This window comes from Photobacterium kagoshimensis (genome assembly GCF_050337045.1).
GTDB lineage: Bacteria > Pseudomonadota > Gammaproteobacteria > Enterobacterales > Vibrionaceae > Photobacterium > Photobacterium kagoshimensis.
On sequence record NZ_JAKJSO010000010.1, the window covers coordinates 314,790 to 339,496 of the forward strand.

Consider the following 24,707-nt stretch of genomic DNA (forward strand, 5'->3'; position numbering starts at 1 on the left):
ACCTAGTTATACTTTTATGCTGTTTCTGCGATGTAGCTTTCTACTTTGCTTGCCACATCTTCCATTTCTAACTCTTCGCCAGAAAGATGTTCAATTTTTTCACCGTTTTTGTAGAAAACGAAAGATGGTAAGCCCATCACTTTCTGCGCCATCGCTAAACGACGGTTACCCTGAATGTTCAGCTTGCAGAACTTCATGTCGTTACCGTACTTCTCAGCTAATTCCATCACTTCTGGCATCAATTCAATACAGCGACCACAACTTTCGCTCCAGAAATCCACCAGCACGACGCCATCTACTTTCACTTCAGCATCAAAGTTATCTTTATTTAGTTCGATCATTGCGTTTCCCTTAATACAGAGTATCTAACTCAGCAATATCCTTAACATCCACTCGCTTGGCTTCCTGCCCAGCGTCAAATCGGATCACAACTGGCACTTGCGAAACCGAGAAACGGTTTGCAATATTTTGACTCTTGTAGGTATCTATGGTGACAACACGTTGATCAGGCTTATCTTTGCAATCTTGCTCTAGCTGGTTAATCACCGCTAAGCTTTCTTTGCTTAATGGATTCCAGAACGCCACCATTGCCGTACCGCCAAATTCAGAGACAGACTTGCGCCAGTTTTCTTCTTCTTCGATATAACGGTCTGCTGCGACTGCCGCGACTGCACCATCGCCCGCTGCGGTAACCACTTGGCGAAGGAATTTATCTGTTACATCACCAACAGCAAAGATACCAGGAACGTTAGTTTCTTGTTTTTCGTTGGTGATCACATAGCCTTGTGGCGTTAGTGCCACTTGGTCTTTGATGAAGTCGGTTTTTGGCACTGTGCCAACAAACATGAAAACACCATCGGTTGATAACTCGGAGATTTCACCGGTTTTCAGGTGTTTCAATTTCACACCGCTAACCAGTTCATCACCGCAGATTTCTTCAACCACAGAATTCCAAACAAATTCAATTTTATCGTTAGCAAACGCTTGTTCTTGCGCGGTACGATCCGCGTCGAGAATGCCTTGATCATGCAGGACAATCATGGTGACTTTATTAACGAACTTGGTCAGGAAGACAGATTCTTCAACCGCAGTGTTACCAGAACCAACTACGACAACATCAAGTTCTTCGTAAAAATCCGCATCGCAAGTCGCACAATAAGAAACACCTTTACCACGGAACTCAGATTCGCCCGTAATACCGAGGATGCGCGGTGTCGCCCCTGTTGCAACTATGATGCTTTTAGTTTGGTAGGTTTCGCCTTTGCTGGTTGTTAACGTCTTAATAAAGCCATCGTCAGCAATAGTGATTTCAGATACAAGTCCGCGGGTAAACTCCACACCAAACTTATTACAGTGTTCACGGAACATATCCATTAACTGCGGACCAGTTGCTTCCACAATACCTGGGTAGTTTTCCATTTCACTGGTTGTCGCGGCTTGACCGCCTGTATTGCGCTTATCTTCTATGATTAGGGTTTTCATTTTGCCACGAGCGGCATAAACCCCAGCTGACATACCACCAGCACCGCCACCAATTATGATGACATCGTATAGTTCAGACATATAATTCACCGATTGCTATTTCACGACTACATGCCCATCTTCCCTAATGGAATAGTGTGGACATATCAAAACAAATCAGTTCTTGCGACAGCATCATAAATAAGAAGACAGCAATATATAGCTGTGAATCAGTTCATCTTATACTTTAATGAGCTGTTAATTGAATCGGGATGGTGAAATATAATTTTATACCACCCAGATATAATCTCTAATTCTTTTAACTTGTAAGTGATTATAATTAGTAATCTTTATTTTTTTGTGAGCAAAGCCTAATTACAGTACAAAATTCACCACGATATAAAAATATGATACTTAAATCATAAATCGACCATACTTAGGGTTATGTAAGTCATTATTAAAATAACCAAATTGAATATCAAACACTATATTTTGACTATCATAAGAAATATTGACGCCTATAGTCATCAAATCCACTCTCGCTTAATATAAAAATGTTGTTCTGTAAAGGAAGCGTAGTTAAAAAACGCTTTCACTTCGGTTGATTTTAATATCCCCCCCTCTATCATTAGTAAAAATAATGACTAGCAATAAAATATCTAGCCTATCGTCACTTTCTATTTTAGAGCACTAACCCAGCCAATTTTTTACTCTTATTTTATGTACTTGAATCAAATAATAGCCTTGCGTTTTGTTTACTTTATTTACTCGCTTTTTTTTACAACCCCATTAGTAGCAATTGTTTTTAATTACAAACATCAGTAAACAATCACCTAACTTGATTTTTATTTCCAACCACCCAATAAGACATCAGCTAGACTTTTAATTTACATAACACTCAATTAGCCAGTGTTTAATCTTGATATATTTATATCAATAAGCAGATCATTCTCACAAACACATAAGTATTCAGAATGATAACCTCCAGACCGAATCATCATTAATCAATGCGGAGTAAGGCAATGGAAACGCTTAAGTTCACTAATGGTTGGCTCGATCTCGATAAAAAGAGAATAGATGAAATAAACCTTTTCAATGAAGGCTATAAACACTTTTTAAACCAAGGAAAAACTGAAAGACAGTGTGTGACTGTCTCAATTGCTCAAGCAGAACAACACGGCTTTCGTCCTATTTCTGAATTTGAACAGTTAGTTGCTGGCGACAAAGTGTATTTTATTAACCGTCATAAGAATGTTGTACTCGCCATTATAGGGCAACGTCCAATCAGTGAGGGGATCCGTTACGTTGTTTCTCACATCGACTCACCAAGATTAGACTTAAAACCATCGCCAATCTACGAGAAATGTGAACTCGCGCTGATGCGAACACACTACTATGGTGGCATCAAAAAATACCAATGGGCCTCACGTCCCCTTGCATTACACGGCATCGTCGTCACTAAGTCTGGTCGTAAAGTCGATATTGCAATTGGCGAGGACGACAGCGATCCTGTTTTCACGATTCCAGACCTACTTCCGCACTTAGATCGCAAAGTACAGCGTGAGCGCAAAGCCGATGAAGTACTTAAAGGTGAAGAACTACAAATCGTAGTTGGCTCTGTGCCAATGACCTTTGATGATGAAAAAATTAAAGATACCGTCAAGCACCATGTGCTAACCAAGCTGTTTGAAAAGTACGAGATCAGCGAGCCTGATTTTATCTCCGCTGAACTCATGCTAGTGCCAGCAGGTAAAGCGCGCGATGTAGGCTTAGACCACGGCATTATTGGGGCTTACGGCCAAGATGATCGCATTTGTGCTTACACCTCACTTGAAGCAATTTTCGATATCGATACACCAGAGCAAACTGCGGTGTGCTTCTTGGTTGATAAAGAAGAAATCGGCTCGACTGGCGCAACAGGCCTTGAGTCACGCTACTTAGAATTCTTTACGGGTGAATTACTGGTGCGTCAAGCGGGTGCTAACTACAACGACCAAATGCTACGCCGCTGTTTATGGCAATCTTACGCGCTATCTTCTGATGTCAACGCTGGACTTAACCCACTATTTGAATCTGTTCACGATGCACAAAATGCCTCAAAACTGGGTTACGGTTTAGTACTTACTAAATACACAGGGCACGGCGGTAAAGTCGCATCAAACGATGCAGATGCTGAATACGTGGCTGCGTTGCGTCGTATTTTCGATGACACCGACATCAAATGGCAAACCGGCTTACTTGGCAAAGTAGACGAAGGGGGCGGCGGTACAGTGGCGAAATACCTCGCACATTACGGCATTAACACCATAGATGCAGGGGCGGCGATCTTGTCCATGCACTCACCGTTCGAACTCTCTTCTAAGTTCGATGTGCATGAACTTTACCGTGCTTACAAAGCTTTCTACCTGCAGGCGCTATAACCTCAGCATCATGGAGATACGATCATGAAAAAGCGTCATCCGTTAACCTTTTATATTCTTTGTTCGTGCCAGTTCTGGTGGGCCTTATCCTTCTATAGCCTATGGGCTATTTTGCCTGTGTTCTTAGGTGATGAGCTGGGGATCGACCAAAAAACCTCGTTCGCGACTTTTGGGGCATTTGCGGCCTTGGGTGCTGCAATGCTTTTTGTCGGTGGCTGGTTAGCCGATAAAATCTTAGGGGCAAAACGTACCTTAGTTTGGGGGTTCTTCTTCCAAGGTTTGGGTTATTTCATCATCGCTTACTCAGCGATCACCGCCCAACCACACTTCGTATTCATTGGTTTGGGTACTGTTGCTGTAGGTCGTGGTATCGGTAGTGTAGCGCCACCAACCATTATTGCGGCATCATATGAGAAAAACGATCCTCGCTTAGATGGTGCCTACACCCTGTTCTACATGGTGAATAACATTGGTGCTTTCATTGCACAGTTGGGTGCACCTATCATGGCGTACAGCATTGGCTGGACTTCTGCCTTCATCTTGTCGGCAGTGGGTATGACAGTCAACGTAATCACCTACTTGCTATTTAACAAGAAAATCAAGGAAGCTACCGAAGCCGACCAACACGCTGTGCCATTCAAAACGAACAGTTTGTTCTTGGCAGGGGTACTACTCACCATTGCAACTGCAAGCTACTTGCTAACTAATCTACCACTTGCCCAAGCGGTACTGGGTATTGCCGCTATGGTTATTTTGTTCCTCATCATGAAAGAGATGAAGAAAGAAGAGCCGACTAGCCGCAAACGCATGATTGTTGGCTTGGTCTTAATGGTACAAGCGCTGGCATTCTTTGTACTTTACAATCAAATGCCAACATCGCTTAATTTCTTTGCGATCAACAACGTAGAGCCTGAGATATTTGGTATAGCGGTTAACCCGGTATCTTACCAGTCGCTTAACCCTATGTGGGTTATCTTCCTTAGCCCTATCCTCGCCCATATCTATACAACCTTGGGTGAGAAAGGCAAAGACTTGTCGATGCCAGGCAAGTTCGCACTCGGCATGCTGATTTGTGCTGCAGCCTTTGCTTGCGCAGGCTTCTCTCAATACTTTGGTGACGAGAACGGCATGCTCAATCCGTTCTGGATTGCAGCACCACACTTCTTGTTCGCAATTGGTGAATTGTTGATTTCAGCCTTGGGCCTATCGGCTATCGCTAAACTGTTCCCAAGCCGGATCCGCGGCTTTATTTACGGGGCGTGGAACATGACATTAGCTATCGCTTCTGTGGCAGGAGCTTGGGTGGCGGGCTTGTCTTCAAGCGGCGAAGTAGAGATGACGCCTGTCGAAAGCTTGGCATCTTACGGTAACTACTTCTACATGCTTGCGATTGCCTCTGCCGTTGTTGGGGTCGTGTGTGTATACCTAGCACCACGTCTTAACAAGTTGATTGAAACCGATGTTGAAGGTGATATCGAACATAAAGATGCACAAACTGCGTCATAGTGAGAACTTAGGTTCAATGTAAATTGGACCTAAGCCTTCAAAGGAAACAATAATAAAAACAGTACTATAAAAGCCGCATAGTGTCCCTATGCGGCTTATTTTTATGTATAACACGGCTTGTATCAATATCTGATGGCTTATACCAATTCAACTAAGTTATAGGCCATATCGGCTGATTAAAAGCAAATCACTTTATCGGCCTGTAGCGTCCACATAGACAAATCATCCAGCGTACCAATTTCAGCCCCCTCAATAAGTGGAAGCTCACTGATCCCCCTGGCGTTACAGCACGTTTTGCATAACTTCACTTTAGCACCTTGTGCAAGTAAGATTTCCAACATTTGTTGGACGTGATACCCCTCCCCTGGCGTCTGCTTTGGCAGGGCACAACTCACCGAGTCTGACATCAAAAAGACATAGATTTTAGTCTTAACCTCTTGCTCGTTGAGGTTAATTGCCAGCCTTAAACCATTAAACGAACGTTCTGAACCGTACGGCGCATCATTTAATATAAATAACAAGGTTTGTTCATTTATCATTATTCTAAAATCCTTCTTTAATGCACATCTTGATGATGTGAAATATCTTAATGACGGTATTTATCGCTATTGTACCTGTATTATTTCTAACGAAAATTGAATCATATCAAACTGGTTATAACGAATTTAGCTTTATGTTATTTCCAATTTACTCACCAATTTAGTTATCGATGCAGTTATCCTTTAAAAATACGAGGCAAGCCATAAAAAACCTGTTTTATAAGGATTATAATTAACACAGAGCATTGCACCGATTAAATATAATCAAGGAATATCATGAGAGCGGATAGATTAGAAATCATTACTAACAACCCAAGTCTTAAAGTTGATAACAGCGCGGTAACAATTATTCGTAAGAATACGGTAAATGATGTTTTAACTTTCACAAGAGACCAAGTCCACCTCGGATACAAAGTAATTTCACACCCTCTTGCTGGCAGTGTAAAACCACATGAAACACCTTACCGAAGCATTGTTATTTATCGTGATGATAGTTTAGACATGGATTCACTCAATACAATTGAACAAACCATAGAAAGATACCAAGTGCTCTGTAAATCTAATCCAGACTTTATCCAGTTGACCAGTCAAGATATCGAACGAGATTTTCCGATCAAACAACGTTCAGACTTCCAATTTATCGATTTCCAATTAATTAAATCATGTCTTAGTGCTATAAATGCCAGCCTATAAATTATAGCCAAGCGATTTTCGTACCCAAGTTAGTTATATGCGCTTGGGTATTTTTATTCCCGTTAATAACAATCGATGCTAATAAAAAAGCCAGCTGTCAGACAGCTGGCTTCTTTTTTTAGCGTGTATTAAATCTAGAATACAGTTTGTTCATCAATCTTAGTTTGTAGCGCGACTAGCGCTTTTTCTACCAATTGACGACGAGTAAATTTCTCTTCTCGTGGCTGCATTTTAGGATCGCCCAATGGATGAGGGATCGCAATGGTAGGAATAATACGGTTTGCACCTACTGTTTTAGAGATAGGAACCACTGTCGCCATATGAACTACAGGCATCACTTTTTCGATTTCTTTAACCATCGTTGCGCCGCAACGTGTGCAAGTGCCTCAAGTGGAAGTGAATATTGCTGCAGTTACCCCAGCTTTCTGTAGTTTCATCGCGATTTCTGCACCATATTCTTTCGCTTTCGCTACCGCAGTACCGTTACCGACTGTGGTGTAGAAAATGTCGTGCAGGCTGCCGATCATACCTTCGCGTTCCATGTCGCGTAATACGTCAACAGGCAGTACGCGGTTAGGATCTTGGTTACAAGCAACTGGGTCGTAGCCACCGTGCGCAGTTTCATGGCTTGCTTCAGTCAGAGCTTCTAGCCCTTCAATGCTGTACTCACCGTACTTAGATGCGCTTGATGATTCGATATGGTCTGGGTTACCTTTCGGCACAACACCACCTGAAGTCACTAACGCAACCTTCGCTGTGCTCATCATCTCAACAGGTGGTTGAGGATCAACGCGGTCAAATACTGGCATTGGGTATTCAGTGGTAAACTCGCCTGATAATTTGTTAATCAGCAAGTCAACGGCACGTTCTGAGCCACGTTTTTCAGCAAAGAAGTTCACACGGATGCCGCGTGGCATGTAGCCCGCTTCTTCTGGAGAACCTACATTACCTTCCGTGTCGATGAAGCGGTTAACCAAGTTAACCATAGCAGGTACGGCTTTACGCATACTTGCTGCGCTGTTACCTGTCTCTACCATGTAAGCGTATTGACGGAATAACTCATAACCAGGGTTTTCAACGTACATGCCAGAAATGGTAGTAATACCCATTTCATGCGCCACTTTTGCAACAGTACCACAAGCCATACCATAACGACCGGCGTTAAATGCAGGGCCAGCAATCACAAGATCAGGTTTCACTTGTGCAAGGATTTCTTGCAAGCTATGACAGCATAAGCTTTCATTTTCGTTGAAATATGAATCACCGCAGATGATGGTGTGAGAGATCTCAGCTTTGTCTTTCAGCATAGTGCCAAATTGCGCACCAACACCGACAGCACCTTCCACCACTTCCATTGGGATGTGGGCCATTTCTTCACCGCCTTTTTGGGCAAAGAACTGGTTGAGATAATAAACGACTTTCAATGTCATGTGTGTATCCTCGCTTAGCTTGCTTTGGTAGTGAGTTTGTGGAAACCAAGCTCACACGTTGCGCCGATGATGGCTTGAAGTTCAACCGTGATTGAACCATCTTCATGCAAGCTGCCGTTGAAACCACCCGCAACAACATCTGCGTAGCGGTCGTAACCGATCACTTTATCCATCGCTGGTAGCGTCACTAACTGGTTAGCATTACCGTTGGTAACTACAGCGTCTGCACTCTTATGAGAATCTGCTAACGATTGGCTTTCACCGTTTTGACCTGCGTATTCATCTGTCAGTAAGACAGTTTGAATGCCCGCGGCTTCCAGTTTTGAACAGTTCATGATTAAGTCAGCATCTGGGTTACCAAAGCCTTCTTCACTCACGATGGCGGCATCCCACCCCATTTGCTGCGCTAGTTTCACAACGAAGTTAGATGAACGCTCTTTGTCGCGGAGTGTCACGTTTTCATTCGTCACGATAACGCCCATGAAATTGTACTTAGAACCGTGATGACGGTATAAGTCATAAATAACAGGGCTATTTTGGTGGATATAACTGGTGTTCTTATCACATGCTGATACACAGTTACCGCTAATGATTGCACCATCCATAACTTCGGTTGGGTACATCAGCGTTGGCAGCATGCCTTTTACATCAACACCGTAGTAGTAGGTGTCATGTAATAAGCCTTGGCTTTGCAGCATGTATACGTAACCTACTTTCGGTAAGTTAGGGTATTCTGCAGCTTGCTCTAGCAGTGGTTTAGTTTCGTAAGTTTGAATTTCGTCAGGTTCAATATCGCGCGCCAATTCACCAATCCAACGACCAGCTTCTAGGCCAACCATACGTACAATGCCTTCATGATCGTACTGGTTGCAGCTTTCATCGACTTCACATTGAATCACAAGGTTCAAGGTTGATGAGAATGGGGTGTAATCTGCACCCGGGCCACTCATATCAACAATACCTTCTTGGAAGCCAACGATTTCACCCGTTGTAACGACTGCCATTCCTTTCAAGACATGGGTACGGCCTTCGCCAACCATCTCTTCTTCACCCAAATGGCGCCCAGGGAATATATTACCGCCGCCGCTTACTTTTACGCGTGGCTCGATGGCGTCCTTTACCGGCATGATACGAATACTATCGCCAGGTTTAGCGATAGATAGCTCGATAGAACGGATACGGTGATCCAACTCAGACAAATGGCCAATTAAAGCCTGCTGATCAACGACCACAGTGTTTTCTTTCACTTCGCTTACTGGGCCAAAGGCCAGATCACGAACATGGATGTTGCCTAGTTCGAGTTTCATGTGTTTCTCCAAACAAGCGTCAGTTGGGAGGATTTTTCTAGGAAGGTGAACGATTTAGCAAGGTAACCAGCCTCTTCCGAAGCTGGTCCACCTGATTAAACCGAATCCTAACTAACCTTTAAGCCAGTTCCTTCTTCGGCAAACCCGACAACCCAACAGGGTTCTTCATTACAGCTAAATTCTGTTAGTAACGCATCCAAACAATCTTTGGGTACGGCAGCAAGTAGACCGCCGGATGTTTCCGGGCAGCACAACTTACGTTGCCAACTTTCATCAAGCGCCTCTGCAAAGTCGATTTCATCGCCGTAAGCCTCGAGATTACGGCCAGCGCCACCAGGAAATAATCCTTGGGCTGCGTAATCTTCAGCTTCAGGCAAGAAAGGAACCTGTTCAGCCTTGAAGTGCATACAAATGTTACTTTTTTCAGCCATCTCATGGGCATGGCCCAGTAAGGAATAGCCAGTAACATCTGTACATGCTCGCACTGGATAGTTAGCAAAAATTTCGGCAGCTTTACGGTTCAGCTTTTTCATATTGTCAGTAGAAGCTTTAATTGCCGCCTGACTTGCTTTACCTCGTTTTTGCGCTGTCGAAACTAAACCCGTACCAATAGGTTTGGTTAATACCAAAACATCACCGTTTTCTACAGCAGCTTTGGTTTGTACTTTTGAAGGATGTATTGTGCCCATCACAGACAAGCCAAATTTAGGCTCACTGTCTTCTACTGTGTGACCGCCAACTAATACTGCACCAGCTTCACGGACTTTTTCCGCACCGCCTTTGAGGATTTGGCCAACCACGTCTTGTGGAAGATCTGGTGGAACACAAAATATATTCATCGCCAAGGTTACTTGTCCGCCCATGGCGTACACATCGCTGAGTGCATTCGCAGCAGCAATCGCGCCAAAGTCATACGGGTCATCCACAATTGGAGTAAAAAAATCCAATGTTTGAATAACAGCAACATCGTCGTTGATTTTATAAACGGCAGCGTCATCACTTACCGTCAACCCAACCATCAAATTGGGATACGCTTGTTCGGGAAATAGGGGTGAAATGGACTGCAGAACCTGCGCCATGGCCTTAGGGCCGATTTTTGCTGCTCACCCCGCTTTTTTGGTCATCTGCGTCAGACGTACTTCTTCTGTCATCTCTAGATCCTTAACAGTGGACGGTAAAAGCACTATTTGCATACAGTGCTCGCGCTAGTACTGAAAAGTCTCGTAAAGCTATCAATAGTGTTTCCATCAATCCCTTTACGCCGATCCTTCCAGATCCTGGTGTTTTCGGTTTGATCCTTTCTGTTATTTCAGTGAAGTGGTATTAACCTCCACGTCTTGCACAGAAAAAAGCCAAACTGAAAACCACATTTAGGTTAATCACACCCCCATTAGTTGGATGTCATTCATACCTATATGCCGCTATTAGATTTAATACTCTATTGCTCGAGTTATATAACCAATAGCTTTTAACTAAAAAATCAAATCCTTGTTTCGTTTAGTTAAAAGCACTTTAATTACATTAATGCTCTATTTTGTACGCATTCTTCATTACAATGTTATATGACAGTTTTATTTACTTGATTTAACGTTAACCTCACGTTGAATTCGATTATAAGTATCAAAGAATTAAATATTGTGATCTAAATCTGAAACAGAGAATAACCAGTATTTAATTTTTTAAAAGACTACTCATCACTCAAAAACAATTGGACATCGTTAATAAATGGACAGTAATGTTAACAACACCTCTAAACACCCACTAAAAATTAACAATAAACCAATAAGACCTGCTAGTCTTGATGTGAACGTCGCCTACAATGATACTTATCGATTGTTGTATACTTTCCCCCACGAATCTAATCGGCAGTAAAAGCTGCATATACTCCTTTAGCGGTAAAAAGTCTGTTAGCTAGACTAGCCTACTACCAATTAAGTTGCATAAGTTTGTCAGTTTGCTGAAAACATCACAAAACACCAGTAAACTACTTTTAACTCATTAAATTATTTGATTATATTGACGCATCAAAACGCGGAAGTGGATGGGGTCTGGTGGCCCTCCCGGTCTTCAAAACCGATGTGAGCTGAATAGGCTTTGGTAGGTTCGATTCCTGCTCCTTCCGCCAATCAATTTAGAGCCTTGAATCTATTACACCTTTTGGATTAGATTTTTTTATATCAAGATATAAAATAAATAATGTTGCTAGCGGTATGATTCTTTTTTGCCTTGTCTTATAAGTTTCATTTAATCAGCCTCTATGTACACCTCCAAAATTGGAAAAAATTTATTAGGCTGTCAAATTATTGCTGTATGAAAAATATGACCGCCTAATGTAAACTTAGTTACCGCTGAGGTTATATATGGCAGTCAGTATCTTATCTTCAATCCCACAAATAGAAAAAATCCTCCAGCAAGCTTTTATTTCACCTTATATAGAACGTTTAAGTCGCCCTATTGTGACCGATATTATTCGTAGTGAAGTGACAAGCTTTAAGGAATATATCCTTAGTGACAAAAATAATAACGATGTTGCTCTCGATAAGCTTTACCTCAATATTAAACATGCCTGTTGGATGATGAACCAACAACGTCTTCAGCGTGTGATCAATGGTACTGGGGTCATAGTGCATACTAACCTTGGTCGATCCCCTATCAATGCCGAACTGTGGCAAAGCGTTGAAGATGTAAACACCCATTACAATAACCTTGAAATTGATTTGTCGACAGGCAAACGCGGCAAACGTAAAGGGATCATCCAAACATTAATGACGCACCTAGTTAAAGGTGAAGATACGTTAGTAGTCAACAACAATGCGTCTTCTGTTTACCTTATGCTTCATGAACTCACTCAAGGTAAAGAAGTGATCGTGTCACGCGGTGAACAAATTCAAATTGGCGGTGGTTTTCGCATCCCTGATATTTTAGCACTATCAGGGGCCAAACTGGTTGAAGTCGGCACAACCAATATCACGACTAACCAAGACTATCTTGATGCCATCACTGAAAATACTGCCATGGTTTTGATGATCCACACCTCTAATTTTAAAATTAGGGGCTTCACCGAATCTGCTGATATCAAAGAACTCGCAAAAGAATTGCCGCCGCACGTTATTTTAGCGGTAGATCAAGGCTCTGGAACGACAGTCGAAGACATGCCAGATGAACCAACAGTGGCCAGTTATATCAATGCGGGTGCTGACTTAGTATGTTTCTCGGGCGATAAAATTTTAGGTGGGCCACAAGCTGGCATGATCACAGGTGAACAATCATTAATTCATCGTTTAGAAAAAAATCCGATGATGCGCGCATTTCGCCCCAGCCGTATTGTTTATTCTTTACTTGAAGAACTTGCAGTGCGCAAACTCAATCAGCTTGATAGCGGCGCGGGGGTTGCTGAGACAAAAAGCACTATTGCAGAAACAGCCCTTAAGCACAGTGCAGAATGCCTAGCTGAAGGGCTTGATCCCTTTATCCAAGTCGTGCGTTCAGACATGACAGTCGGCGGCGGATCACTGCCCGATCAATCAACGCCATCTTGGTCCGTTGAACTCTCACCAAACGACCCCAAACTGGCACGCTCACCAGAACAAGTGCTTAAACTGATGCGAAGCTGGCCATTACCCGTCATTGGAGTCATAAAACATAACAAAGTGCAGCTCAATCTCGCCACCATTGATGACTCAGAAATTACTTATCTTCGCACCCAACTTACCGAGGTATTACAATGAGCTATGTCGTTGGTACAGCAGGACACGTCGATCATGGAAAATCTGCGCTGATTAAAGCGCTAACAGGCATAGATACCGCTCACTTACCGCAAGAGAAAAAACGCGGTATGACAATTGATCTCGGGTTTGCATTTTTTAACCACAATGACGGTACACCCATTGGTGTTATTGATGTCCCTGGTCATGAACGTTTTATCCGTAACATGGTGGCTGGTGTTTGGAGCCTCGACATGGTGCTATTCGTGGTTGCAGCTGATGAAGGTTGGATGCAAATGTCGACCGATCACCTTAAAGTTATCGCTGCTATGGGGATAGAAAATGTCACCTTGGTGATTTCCAAAGCTGATTTAGTCGATACCGATATGATCGCGATGGTGGAAGAAGAAGCCTTAGAGCAATTTCTAGAGATTGCTGGGTTTATTCCTGACTCAGTCGTTGTTTCATCTCATACACAAACAGGGATTGAAAATCTACGCCAGCATATATGCCGTAAGCTTGACCACAAAGCTGAAGATGCTGAGCTGACATTCGATACCCACCAGCAACAAGCGCACTTATATATAGATAGAGTTTTCACCGTCAATGGCTTAGGTACAACGGTCACAGGCAGCCTATGCGGTGGGAAATTCCAAGTAGGGCAAAAACTTACTTTGCAGCCATCTGGTGAAAAAGTACAAGTGAAAAGCTTGCAGTCCTATCACAAAAATATCGATCTGGCAGAACCGGTCTCGCGCGTTGCGATTGCGCTAAAAGGGGTGAAGAAAAAAGATGTCGAGCGAGGATTTTGTCTCACTGATAGCACCGAAGCGGGCTTTGTCACCAACGATCTTATCGTTCGATTAGACAGTCTATTATTTGAAAACAAGTGCCGTAACAACAGTGAAGTAGAAGTCGCATTCGGTACATTCAACTGCCTGGCTAAAATCTTCGTATTCAAAGGCACTAATTTAGCGCGATTACGCTTAAATGAACCTGCCTGCTGTTTCTGGAATCAACGCGCTTTGTTGATCCAGCATGGTGGCAGCCAAATTCTTAACTGTGGTGCCATTGTTTGGTGTGGATCTGTTGCTAAGCAGCACCGAACGAAATTGTATGAACTTCTCACCACTATGCCTGAGCATCCATCTTGGGAAGATTACGTCATGCTTAACATGTCCTTATACGGTTATGCGAAGCGCGGACAAGACGATCAAAACGAATTTGGTTACCTCGAATGCCAAGATTGGCTTTTCACCGAAGAATTTACCTCCAATACCTTCAAACAAATTGAAGCTATCTTTCATCAAGAGCACATCGATTTATCGGCGAATGAGCTGAGCAGCAAACTTCACATTTCCGTCAATGCCCTATCGGCCCTACTCGAACACTTCGCGGGTAGCGGCAAACTCCGCCAAGCCGGCGAATTATTCTCGTTAGGAACAGGTCGAAGTGAAGCGCAGCTCTCTCCGATTGCCAAACAAATCCTGACGAAGATGAACCACGCAGGCAAGCAAGGTTACGAAGCTGAAAAAGAAAAAATCCCTGGCGCACAAAAAGAACTGCGTAATCTGGTGCGTTTAGGCTTCGCTATTCCACTTGAAGGTAAAATTTACTACGAAAAGAGCCTGTACGATCAGCTTGTTATAGAGATGATGCAAGGGCACGCTGTAAACGACCGTTTTACTATTTCAGATGCTAAAGACCGTACTGGTTTATCACGCAAATACATGATCCCACTATTAAACCGCATGGAACTTGATGGCTGGATTAAGCGAATAGACAATGATCGCCTTGTGCTTAAAACCATTGAATCAGAAATCGCTTAGCAGTGTGCAAAGTAGGAAAAGTAATGACAGAACACTCTATAAAGAGCAGTTGTAAAAAAAACGAGCACACGCCACTGACACAAATGACGTCAAAGTCAGGCTGTGCCGCAAAAATTGGCCCTAAGATCATGGATCAATTGCTTGCTTCGTTAACCCCTATGTTCCCACCGCAGGCAAACCCTGATCTTATGGTTGGGCTAACCGTTAGCGATGATGCAGCGGTTTACAAGATCAACGATGATGTTGCCGTTATCCAAACCTTGGATTTTTTCACGCCCATTGTCGATGACCCTTATGATTTTGGTGCCATTGCAGCAGCCAACGCCCTTAGTGACGTCTATGCCATGGGCGGACAAGCAACCCTGGCGATGAACATTTTCTGTGTACCGCCCGATTTACCCCAAGAGATTGTAGGTCAAATCCTGACAGGAGGCGCAGAAAAAGTGCGTGAGGCAGGTGCGGTATTAGTTGGCGGGCATACAGTAGAAGATAGCGAACCTAAATTTGGTTTGTCTGTCATGGGGATCACGCATCCAGATAAGGTGTTGACCAAATCCAATGTGCAGCACGGCGATATTCTGGTGCTAACCAAGCCACTTGGTACCGGGATAATCACCACAGCAGCAAAGCAAGGCAATGCGAGTTTTGAGGCACGAACTGCCGCAACAGAGAGCATGAAGAAGCTCAACAAAACGGCGGCAGAAATCATCTCTCACTATCCCATTACAGCCTGTACCGATGTAACAGGTTATTCATTACTCGGTCATGCACTCGAAATGGCAAATAAGAGCCAATGCTGTCTGCATCTCAACGCAACTCAAATTCCATTTCTCCCCGAAGCACAAGATTACGCTCGCGATGATATCTATCCATGCGCCGCAAAACGTAATTTAGACGCTTTTGAGAGCCAAATTCAATTTGCCCCCGATTTAGAGCAGGTATGGCGCTATAAGCTAGGTAGCCCAGAAACTTCTGGCGGATTGCTGATTGCGGTACCAGAAAATCAACTTACATCCCTTCTGTGTACTTTTGCTGAGCACGATGAACCATGTTGGGTCATTGGCCAAGCAGTCAACGGCCGAGGCATTAAAGTGACAAACTAATCAAATTGCCCACCTAGCACACAATTTACACCAAACGGCTGCCTTTTTGTGCGGCCGTTTTCTTTTTATTTGTATGATGTATATCAAAAATGACTATGCCACTAGGAGTATAGTATTGCTGTTAATCCAGTCAGAACAAGACATTATCATTATTTGACCAGGTACTTATTCAAATTCGTTTTACCCTGACTGCTCTTCTTTTTCTTTCACGTATTTACGAGGATGTAACCGTGGACGCTTCCAAGATCTACTTACGCGATATATTAGGTTTAGGGCTAATTATCTTATCTGTGATGACAGTACTAGGGACATTATTCAGCGTGCTCGCAGCACTTAACTACCTCAGCCACGAAGAAGCAATGGCTGCGACTTACATCAAAGAAGCTATTCCTTTAATGCTTTGTATTTTACCTGCTTTTTTTCTTGGCAAGTACATCAACAAACCAGCTTGGGTCATAGCTACTGATGATTTTCGTTTAAATTCAGCGAAGAACCAATAACTGAATTACCACAAGATCTTCACTACATTCAGGCATCAGCGTTCGAACTGCTCCTTGGTTGATCAACATACTCCTTCCAAAGATCAATCAAGGGGCATATCAGAAATCAGTCATGTTTACGCGGGGTTTTACATTTTAGACGCAAGCAAAGAAGATAATATATTTCTCTCAACGTTCGTTAAGGTTTTCGCCGCATCTAGCGCAGGTAGCAAGGTATCAGGAAGGCTTAAAAAATATCCTTCATCAAGGTCAAACAGTATGGCCGCTTTCTTTAACACTTTCTTTGATGGTTTATTCTTACCAGTTTCAATTAATGATAAATAAGTTGTTGTAATATCTAGATAGTCTGCACATGATTTGCAGCTAACGCCCTTGTCGAGTCTGTGTGCTCGTAAAATAAATCCACTAATTATCATCTAGACTATTCACCATTACGCACGTCAGGCCATCGACAGTATTAATGTCATCAATAATATCAAATGCCGACTTAATGAAAGACTCTCCCTCAATTGTCACCCAAGCATACATGCCGTCTTCTTTCTCTTTGACAACGACTCCTGTTCGGCCGACATCACAAATTATTGAAATAGCAACATTGTCAGCTGTTCTCTTTTTTTCATCGTATATTAAAAGTTCAAAACTAAAAATCATGATCCCCCTTGTAATATTCTTGCTTATTTACTTAATTCATTTAAATATGATAAATGTATTAAAATCGTAGTAATGACAATCCTTTATCGATTAAATTTCACGGTATGTTGCGCAAAAGACACTGACATTACAACCGACCAAAAATGAAATGTTATTTACCTATTTTACAGCGTTCTATTAATTAACACATGGAGTACAGTGTACGCCAATAATAACGAGGCAATTATGACTAATGAAGTAGATATTAGGTCACTAAGAGCAAACCTAAATATTAGCCAAAAGGAACTGGCAAACGACCTTGAATTAAGTTTAGATACCATAAAAAGCTGGGAGCAAGGCAGAAGGAACCCTACAGGGTTAGCAAGGAAAATATTGCGACTGATCGAGCAGTATCCTTCACTCTATATAAAATTCAAAAATAACTGATGCCATCACCAATAGCACCTACATCCACTGTAGATGCTATTGGTTATCACATGAGCATAGGCGATTTATTTTGAGGGAAAGAAACGATCTCGATGAGTATTTTGAAAACCTTAATGGTATTAACAAAGACTTCGACTTTGAAGTTGGTGAAAGCTTTATTGAATTCAAATACTTAAACATTTTTATTTACTTCGTTTTGTTATTAATACTTAACTTTTTCATGTACTAATTGGAGGGTAAGACAATATTTATCACGCCGCCTTAGAAATATATCTCTTAATTACAAACTTAAATGAATTAACTAAAAAGAGATATTATGCTTACATTTTACAAAGAATCATGGTTTAACAATATTAAAGGGGATTTGTTATCAGGAATTGTTGTTGCACTCGCTCTCATACCAGAAGCTATAGCCTTTTCAATTATTGCAGGTCTTGATCCGAAAGTTGGCCTGTACGCCTCATTTTCAATTTGTGTCGTTATCGCTTTTACAGGCTCACGATCAGGAATGATTTCAGCATCAACAGGCGCAATGGCCTTACTGATGACAACCTTAGTCAAACAACATGGCGTCGAATACCTATTAGCCGCATCTGTATTTACAGGCGTTCTTCAATACGGTATTGGGCTATTGAAACTCGGTGACTTAATGAGATTTATCTCTCGGTCCATCGTTACTGGTTTCGTTAACGCCTTAGCAATATTAATATTTATGGCTCAATTACCTGAGCTAACGAATGTGACCTGGCACGTTTATGCGCTCACAGCGTGTGGGTTAGGCATCATTTACTTGTTCCCGTATGTACCTAAGATTGGCAAACTACTTCCCTCACCGCTGGTGTGTATTGTCGCAATCACCATCTTCTCAGTCATTTTCAACGTTGATGTACGTACCGTTGGGGATATGGGGGCGTTACCTGACTCGCTACCGATTTTCTTGCTACCTAACGTGCCATTATCATTTGAGACTTTGCAGATAATATTCCCGTATTCGCTTGCGCTTGCTGTCGTGGGCGTACTTGAATCATTAATGACAGCAAAAATCATTGATGACATTACAGATACGCCAAGTAACAACAACGACGAATGTAAAGGCCAAGGCATTGCCAACATAGTTTCAGGCTTCTTTGGCGGTATGGCTGGGTGTGCAATGATAGGCCAATCCATGATCAATATGAGTTCAGGAGGAAGAACACGACTATCAACATTGTCTTCAGGCGTTTTTCTATTAATCATGGTTGTATTCCTTGGGGATTATCTTAAGCAGATCCCTATGGCAGCCCTCGTTGCTGTCATGATAATGGTTTCTATTAGTACATTTTCTTGGAAGTCTATTCTTGATATTCGCCACCATCCATTAAACTCTAACGTGATCATGATAGCGACTGTTATTTCCGTCGTTATGACGCATAACTTAGCGATAGGCGTTATTATTGGCGTTGTTATTTCAACAGTATTCTATGCCAATCATAGCCGTAAAATCATGAAAGTGACTGATGATGTCGTTATTCATAATGAACATACGATTCACAAAGTACACGGTCAGATTTTCTTTGCTTCCGCTTACAACTTCATTGATATGTTTAATTTTAATCATCCAACTAAGTATGTGACTATCGACTTAACCGATGCTCACTTTTGGGACATCACAGCTGTCGGTGCTTTAGATAAAGTCGTTATTAAGTTCATGGACGCAGGATCCGATGTTGAAATTATAGGAATGAATGAAGAGTCAGATCAGCTAATCAGTAAATTTGCAATATTTGATAAGCCTGACCTTTTAGCCAGTCGGACAATAGGACACTAAACTAGCAAGAACACAATAGTGGTCAGTAATAAAAAGGGGGAGATAGCTCCCTTTTTTTCTATTTTTTAGAAAGCGTAATAATATTAACCTTCATCTCATCACTTTCATCAGGGCTCATATACAATACCCCACCAAGAATAAAACCATATACAAGCTGCCCGATTGTGATATGCCTTTATTTTCAAGCGCGCCTCTAAATGAATGCTTAAATTCAGCTTCATTCATTGGTAAGTAGCGGATAGGATTATAAGCGTACGTATCATCGTTAAATTCAATATAATTAATGACATTCCTTTCAATAAAGATAAAAAGTCAAATCTTGAAGTTTAAAAGGCACTGAGGCTGAAACACTTCGTTTGATTGATTTACTCATTATAAAGGGATCATTACGATTCTTCATGCCATCGATCCAGACGTTGATGAAGAACGCGACCGTTTAGCAAAGAATAGTATGGAAGCAGGTTGGCTTGTAACAAAAGAAAGCCTGCTGATACCGCAGGCTTTCTCTAAAAATAACCACTATTTTAGTGATGGGCAGGTTGCCATCATTCACGCTTACTGTGGCGTGGCGAACACTTGCGTCCAGTAAATATTGTATTGAGAGCCTGAGTTCATATCATAAGCCGCTCCCATTTGCGTGTAGTTACTACCCATAATGTTTTTACAGTGACCAGGGCTGTTTAGCCAAGTAGTCATCACAGTATCAATATCTTTTTGACCGGCCGCTATATTTTCAGCCACTGAACGCCATGCATAGCCTTGGTCGGTGACACGGTTGCTCGCACTTTTTCCGTCTAACCCTGTATGGCTAAAGAAGTTGTAATTCGCCATATTGGTTGAATGTACCTGCGCCGCTGATTGCAACTTGGCATCCCAAGTTAGTGGTGCAGCCGCAGGATAAAAGGTTGAACCACAATTACGCCCAACAGCACGTGCTGCGTTTACTGCGGTTAGCATTTGATCAGCGAAAGTCCCCTCTGGGTCTGGATTTGGGTTTGGATCTGGAGTTACTGAACCACCACCGCTACCTTCACCATTGTCACCCGACCCACCGCCGAAACCTCCACCATTGTCTCCGCCACCTACTTGGCCGGAATTACCGCTATTTGAACTGCCGCTATTATCAGATGAACCACCTGAGCCGCCACAACCAGAAACAAAAAACACGGTAAGTAATAACAATGAAAATATTCGCATGGGTACATCCAATATAATAATGAATTTAACCACTAATCAGCCAATACATAGTAATTACGACTACTAAATCAGCAAGGTTTCGACTCATTAATGGTGAAAAGCTGTCTATCTTTTGTGCGAATCACTATAAATGGTCATGCTGACGATGCAATATTTAGACGCTAACTCTGTTGTTATTTGACATAACACTGACAAACAAAAAACACATCAACCAGGCTATAATTCATTACAATCATATAGATACACTGTAAAACATTAATTTTTAGGCATTAGAGACTAACATTTGATACAAATGTGCAATTACACGAGTAATTAAAATGCACTAACGCATTGTTGCAAATAAGAAATCTATATTTGCCGACCTAAACGTCCAAAAAGTCGGCTATGCTACAACTATGCGATAATAATATGCAGGAGAGTGATCATGTTCGACACATCTTCAATTCAAAATAATCATCAATCATCAGTGGTGTCTCATCAATCATCTGCGACATCACCGTCCATTGATATTCGGTGCCACTCTCCGATGACTCGGAAATATTTGCTAAATGAACTAAAAGCATTGCGCCATCAGTTACCTCAACACTGTTTTTCTGATGATGATTATTGCCTCACCAATATTGTCGAACTTGATTTTCGTGCTGCGCTTAACACCACACAAGCTATTGCGCCGGAACTCATTGATAACGACACAGTCTTTAAGATTGGGATCAGCAATGATCTGAGCCAAGATATTCCACAGCGTTTAGCCTTTTTAAAAAGTCATCTCAATCAAGACAATGAAGTTAGCTTATCGCTTTCTTCACATTTACTTTTGAATGCCGTTTGCCAACGGTACCAAGTGCAGCGCTTAAACCCGATCCAGCAAAACCTCTATTCGGTATGGCTTAATCAGCTGATTCATTTTGTTATTGCACGTCAAACTAGCAACCAAATGCACCACACAACATCTGAATGTCTTACTGACACTGCTGCTACCAATTGGGGGCAATTCGATCCTAGCGATGAATACACCCAACAATGGTCACTCAATACAGTATTAAAAAATTGCTATTACGAAGGTATAGCAACATTAACACAGTGGGTATGTGACCAAGCTATGCCCGACCTACTCGGCATCCAAGCAGCTAAACGCTTTTTCAATCAACATATTCACCCAATTCAAAAAATCGGCTCTCCCACGCTTGCCAACACCACAAATATTGATTGGGTTATTTATGAAAACAGCGATATTTTATATGCCTTGGCACTCAAAACAGGGCCTTGGATGGTGTTGGAATATGCGAGTTATCATCCAGACAAAGCAATCCGAGAAATCGCATTATCACTGTTAGAAAAATATAAGTATGAAGGGAATTGGGGGATTAATTTAGAAGATAGGAATACATTAATACACACGCTGATCCAGCAAGATATAGCATTAGTTATTACTAAGCTAAAACAGCAAAACTACCCTCGACTTTAATACTTTGTCTGCGGCTGTAAGCCAGTTTAAAACCGAATTAATGAGAGATGAGGAATCACTCCCTCACCTCTCCAATCAATATCCAACGCCCTAAAAGACTAAGCAACCAGATCATCTCGGGTTACATTTACCCCTTTCACTTGCGCATAAACTGAATCTCCAACTCGAAGTTCAAGCTCATCTGCTGCCCATAAGGTAATATTGGCCCACAACTGTGTCTCACCAATACGAAGCCGTACTTCAACACGCTCGTTAGCTGTATCCCGTTGAATTTTATCTATACGTGCCCGCAATATGTTACGGATACTAGTTTGTTTAGGTTGTTCTCGGGTCAGTGAAACATCATTCGAATAAATACGTACTCGAATCCATTCACCACGCATTTTCTCTAATTTATTAACCCATAAAAAGTCATCTTGGCTCAACATCACTTGGGTCAACGCATAATCTGGGTGATCAAAGTTAACCCGTGCGCTTAATAATGAACTTTGCTCTTTTGCAGGTAACCAAGGGCGCATCTCTGGCGAGCCCCACACACTATTTACATGTCCAGAAGCAACGACTTTACCTTGATGTAGCATCACCATGTGATCAGCTAAACGTAAAATTTCATCCAAACTGTGAGTCACATAAATAATCGGAATACTAATCTCTTTCGCTAAGCGCTCTAAATACGGTAACAACTCTTGCTTTCGCGGCACATCTAACGATGCTAATGGCTCATCCATCAACAGCATTTTAGGCTTAGTTAACAAAGCACGGCCAATGGCGACCCGTTGCTTTTCGCCACCCGATAATGAGGCAGGAAAACGGTTTAATAAGGCTTCAATACCAAGCAAACGGACAACATCATTAAAGTGTGCCTCATCTTTTTGTGGGCAACCATAGAGTAAATTGCCTTTTACCCGATAATGAGGGAACAAGCGTGCATCTTGAAACACATAACCAATACCACGGCGTTCAGGTGGTACGATGGTTTTAGTCGTGCTATCAAATAAAACATGCTCCCCAAGCGTAATATTCCCAGCATCAGGAAGGGTCAAGCCACTCAATAAATTTATAAAAGACGTTTTACCTGCTCCTGAACGACCAAAAATCGCTGTGATCCCTTGCATGGGTAGCGACACATCCACATCCAGCGCTAAGTCACCTAATTGCTGTGACATTTTGATGGTTAGCATGGCGCCTCCAAACGTTTACGTGCTGCTCGTGACAACCATTCAGACGCAAGCAATGAGGATAACGCTATAACAATGGCAATAACGCACAATCGCGCAGCTTGGTTCTCTGCCCCTGGCGTTTCAATAAACGAATACATCGCTAATGGGATTGTTTGGGTCTCACCCGGTATATTTGATACAAAAGTGATTGTGGCACCAAACTCGCCCAGCGCTCTTGCAAACGCTAAAATAGTCCCCGTTAAAATACCTGGAAGAGTGAGTGGTAGCGTAATGGTCATAAATACCCGCAGCGGGCTTGCCCCCAACGTTCTCGCAGCTTGCTCAAGCTTGTTATCAACACTTTCGAGTGACAAACGTATCGAGCGAACCATCAAAGGGAATGCAACGACAGACACAGCTAAAGCGGCTCCCTGCCAGCTAAAGCTGAATGAGATACCAAACCACTCATAAAGCCAACGACCAATCAGCCCTTGCCGCCCCATAGCAACTAAAAGCAAATAACCGATAACAACCGGTGGTAACACCAAAGGCAAATGGACTAAGCCATCTAATATTGATTTACCAATAAATTGACAACGCGCGAGTAACCACGCACATAAAATGCCCAATGGCAGACTGAAAAGCACTGCCACTCCCGATATTTTTAAACTCAGCAATAGCGCCTGAACTTCGTACTCAGTTAGCACTTACGACCTCAAAACCATACTTTTCAAACACTGCTTTGGCTTCTTCCGATTGCAAAAACATATAATAATTCTGTACTACTGGCGTTGCTTTATTTTTCACAATCGCCATTGGATAGCGGATAGGCGCATGACTGCTATCCGGAAATTCCGCCACAATTTTCACTTTTTTCGAAATTTTCGCATCCGTTTTATAGACAATGCCAAGGTTCGATTCACCACGCTCAACCAGTACCAAAGCCGAGCGGACATTATTCGCTCGCGCTAAATGAGGTTTGGCTGCTTCCCACACGCCGAGGTTCTCTAGCGCCTGCTGAGCATAACGTCCAGCTGGCACATGGTTAGGATCCCCCACAGCCATTCGCGTATCCATAAGAGTAGCAGCAACATCCCAAGACGCCGATGGCGTCACAGTATCATTGGGGTAAGACAAAGGAGCAACCATAACCAAGCTATTTTCCAGCAACGGTTTACGGCTATCATTTTCGATAACTTGCAGCGATTGCAGGTAGTCCATCCATTTAACATTCGCTGAAATGTAAATATCAGCAGGTGCTCCCTGAGAAATCTGACGCGCTAACGCCGATGAAGAAGCAAAAGATAAACGACTATCAACGCCATTTTTCTCTTGATAACGATCCGACAGTTCAGTAACTGCATTCGTCAACGATGACGCAGCAAAAACAGTAACTGTCTCAGCAGCGTACGTGTATTGGCTAGCGACCAAACCCACACCACAAACTAACCAAGCAATATTTTTCTTCATCATTCTAGTCAAACCCATCATTTTTAAGCGATATATACC

The 24,707-nt window shown here is 42.4% G+C and carries 22 protein-coding genes, 1 tRNA gene and 1 pseudogene; 12 read left to right on the forward strand and 12 right to left on the reverse strand.

What is annotated here, in order from left to right; genetic code table 11:
- Positions 1-14 precede the first annotated feature (14 nt).
- Positions 15-341: a thioredoxin TrxA gene (gene trxA, locus L4C35_RS07045; protein WP_428462214.1), complete on the reverse strand. Its 327-nt coding sequence runs from the start codon at positions 339-341 to the stop codon at positions 15-17.
- 10 nt (positions 342-351) lie between these two features.
- Positions 352-1,563, reverse strand: coding sequence for a thioredoxin-disulfide reductase (trxB, locus tag L4C35_RS07050; RefSeq protein WP_428462215.1), 1,212 nt, complete (start codon positions 1,561-1,563; stop codon positions 352-354).
- 920 nt (positions 1,564-2,483) lie between these two features.
- Here trxB and L4C35_RS07055 point away from each other — a divergent pair.
- Complete coding sequence (locus L4C35_RS07055) at positions 2,484-3,881, forward strand: aminopeptidase (RefSeq protein ID WP_428462216.1); 1,398 nt, start codon at positions 2,484-2,486, stop codon at positions 3,879-3,881.
- Between the two features lie 24 nt (positions 3,882-3,905).
- Positions 3,906-5,387: an oligopeptide:H+ symporter gene (locus L4C35_RS07060; RefSeq protein ID WP_428462217.1), complete on the forward strand. Its 1,482-nt coding sequence runs from the start codon at positions 3,906-3,908 to the stop codon at positions 5,385-5,387.
- A gap of 176 nt (positions 5,388-5,563) precedes the next feature.
- Here the strand turns inward: L4C35_RS07060 and L4C35_RS07065 are convergent, their stop codons facing one another.
- Complete coding sequence (locus L4C35_RS07065) at positions 5,564-5,926, reverse strand: DsrE/DsrF/TusD sulfur relay family protein (RefSeq protein ID WP_428462218.1); 363 nt, start codon at positions 5,924-5,926, stop codon at positions 5,564-5,566.
- 276 nt (positions 5,927-6,202) lie between these two features.
- Here L4C35_RS07065 and L4C35_RS07070 point away from each other — a divergent pair, with 276 nt between their 5' ends.
- Positions 6,203-6,619: a GrdX family protein gene (locus tag L4C35_RS07070; protein ID WP_428462219.1), complete on the forward strand. Its 417-nt coding sequence runs from the start codon at positions 6,203-6,205 to the stop codon at positions 6,617-6,619.
- A 134-nt stretch (positions 6,620-6,753) separates the two neighbouring features.
- Here the strand turns inward: L4C35_RS07070 and L4C35_RS07075 are convergent, their stop codons facing one another.
- The 3 genes from L4C35_RS07075 to selD (L4C35_RS07085) form a co-directional block, all read right to left on the reverse strand.
- Positions 6,754-8,049, reverse strand: a complete 1,296-nt coding sequence (locus L4C35_RS07075; RefSeq protein WP_428462220.1) for a glycine/betaine/sarcosine/D-proline family reductase selenoprotein B — start codon at positions 8,047-8,049, stop codon at positions 6,754-6,756.
- A gap of 14 nt (positions 8,050-8,063) precedes the next feature.
- Positions 8,064-9,356, reverse strand: coding sequence for a glycine/sarcosine/betaine reductase component B subunit (locus tag L4C35_RS07080; RefSeq protein WP_428462221.1), 1,293 nt, complete (start codon positions 9,354-9,356; stop codon positions 8,064-8,066).
- Positions 9,357-9,463: 107 nt separating this feature from the next.
- Positions 9,464-10,507 (reverse strand): selenide, water dikinase SelD, encoded by a 1,044-nt coding sequence (selD, locus tag L4C35_RS07085; protein ID WP_428462222.1) that lies wholly within the window; start codon positions 10,505-10,507, stop codon positions 9,464-9,466.
- 882 nt (positions 10,508-11,389) lie between these two features.
- Between selD (L4C35_RS07085) and L4C35_RS07090 the strand changes: the two genes are divergently transcribed.
- From L4C35_RS07090 to L4C35_RS07110, 5 genes are all read left to right on the forward strand, one after another.
- Positions 11,390-11,481 (forward strand) — tRNA-Sec (locus tag L4C35_RS07090).
- 235 nt (positions 11,482-11,716) lie between these two features.
- Positions 11,717-13,084 (forward strand): L-seryl-tRNA(Sec) selenium transferase, encoded by a 1,368-nt coding sequence (selA, locus tag L4C35_RS07095; protein WP_428462223.1) that lies wholly within the window; start codon positions 11,717-11,719, stop codon positions 13,082-13,084.
- A complete protein-coding gene (gene selB / locus L4C35_RS07100; RefSeq protein WP_428462224.1) occupies positions 13,081-14,889 on the forward strand; it encodes a selenocysteine-specific translation elongation factor in 1,809 nt (602 codons plus the stop codon). The genes selA and selB overlap by 4 nt, the downstream gene beginning before the upstream one ends.
- A 23-nt stretch (positions 14,890-14,912) precedes the next feature.
- Positions 14,913-15,992, forward strand: coding sequence for a selenide, water dikinase SelD (selD, locus tag L4C35_RS07105; protein WP_428462225.1), 1,080 nt, complete (start codon positions 14,913-14,915; stop codon positions 15,990-15,992).
- A 230-nt stretch (positions 15,993-16,222) separates the two neighbouring features.
- Positions 16,223-16,492: a D-fructose-6-phosphate amidotransferase gene (locus tag L4C35_RS07110; RefSeq protein WP_428462226.1), complete on the forward strand. Its 270-nt coding sequence runs from the start codon at positions 16,223-16,225 to the stop codon at positions 16,490-16,492.
- A 128-nt stretch (positions 16,493-16,620) separates the two neighbouring features.
- Here L4C35_RS07110 and L4C35_RS07115 read toward each other — a convergent pair whose 3' ends face one another.
- Together L4C35_RS07115 and L4C35_RS07120 are read right to left on the reverse strand one after the other, a co-directional pair.
- Complete coding sequence (locus L4C35_RS07115; protein WP_428462227.1) at positions 16,621-16,908, reverse strand: helix-turn-helix domain-containing protein; 288 nt, start codon at positions 16,906-16,908, stop codon at positions 16,621-16,623.
- Positions 16,898-17,143: a hypothetical protein gene (locus tag L4C35_RS07120; RefSeq protein WP_428462228.1), complete on the reverse strand. Its 246-nt coding sequence runs from the start codon at positions 17,141-17,143 to the stop codon at positions 16,898-16,900. The genes L4C35_RS07115 and L4C35_RS07120 overlap by 11 nt, the downstream gene beginning before the upstream one ends.
- A 225-nt stretch (positions 17,144-17,368) precedes the next feature.
- Between L4C35_RS07120 and nadS the strand changes: the two genes are divergently transcribed.
- From nadS to L4C35_RS07135, 3 genes and pseudogenes are all read left to right on the forward strand, one after another.
- Positions 17,369-17,569 (forward strand): NadS family protein, encoded by a 201-nt coding sequence (gene nadS, locus L4C35_RS07125; protein ID WP_084711714.1) that lies wholly within the window; start codon positions 17,369-17,371, stop codon positions 17,567-17,569.
- Between the two features lie 316 nt (positions 17,570-17,885).
- The gene (locus L4C35_RS07130; protein WP_048897574.1) at positions 17,886-19,376 is read left to right on the forward strand and encodes a SulP family inorganic anion transporter; all 1,491 of its coding nucleotides are present in this window, start codon (positions 17,886-17,888) and stop codon (positions 19,374-19,376) included.
- A gap of 376 nt (positions 19,377-19,752) precedes the next feature.
- Positions 19,753-19,965, forward strand: a pseudogene (locus L4C35_RS07135) (LssY C-terminal domain-containing protein); the annotation flags it as partial.
- Here L4C35_RS07135 and L4C35_RS07140 read toward each other — a convergent pair.
- A complete protein-coding gene (locus tag L4C35_RS07140; protein WP_428462229.1) occupies positions 19,932-20,573 on the reverse strand; it encodes a CAP domain-containing protein in 642 nt (213 codons plus the stop codon). The pseudogene L4C35_RS07135 and the gene L4C35_RS07140 overlap by 34 nt on opposite strands.
- A 424-nt stretch (positions 20,574-20,997) precedes the next feature.
- Between L4C35_RS07140 and L4C35_RS07145 the strand changes: the two genes are divergently transcribed.
- A complete protein-coding gene (locus L4C35_RS07145; protein WP_428462230.1) occupies positions 20,998-22,038 on the forward strand; it encodes a hypothetical protein in 1,041 nt (346 codons plus the stop codon).
- Positions 22,039-22,136: 98 nt separating this feature from the next.
- On the opposite strand, the gene modC is transcribed toward L4C35_RS07145, so the two are convergent.
- From modC to modA, 3 genes are read right to left on the reverse strand one after another with little or no spacing between them, the layout of a single operon-like run.
- Entirely contained in the window at positions 22,137-23,219 is a 1,083-nt protein-coding gene (modC, locus tag L4C35_RS07150; RefSeq protein WP_428462231.1) for a molybdenum ABC transporter ATP-binding protein ModC, read from the reverse strand.
- Complete coding sequence (gene modB / locus L4C35_RS07155) at positions 23,213-23,905, reverse strand: molybdate ABC transporter permease subunit (RefSeq protein WP_428462232.1); 693 nt, start codon at positions 23,903-23,905, stop codon at positions 23,213-23,215. The genes modC and modB overlap by 7 nt, the downstream gene beginning before the upstream one ends.
- Positions 23,895-24,668 (reverse strand): molybdate ABC transporter substrate-binding protein, encoded by a 774-nt coding sequence (modA, locus tag L4C35_RS07160; RefSeq protein WP_428462343.1) that lies wholly within the window; start codon positions 24,666-24,668, stop codon positions 23,895-23,897. Before modA ends, modB begins: the two co-directional genes overlap by 11 nt.
- Positions 24,669-24,707 lie beyond the last annotated feature (39 nt).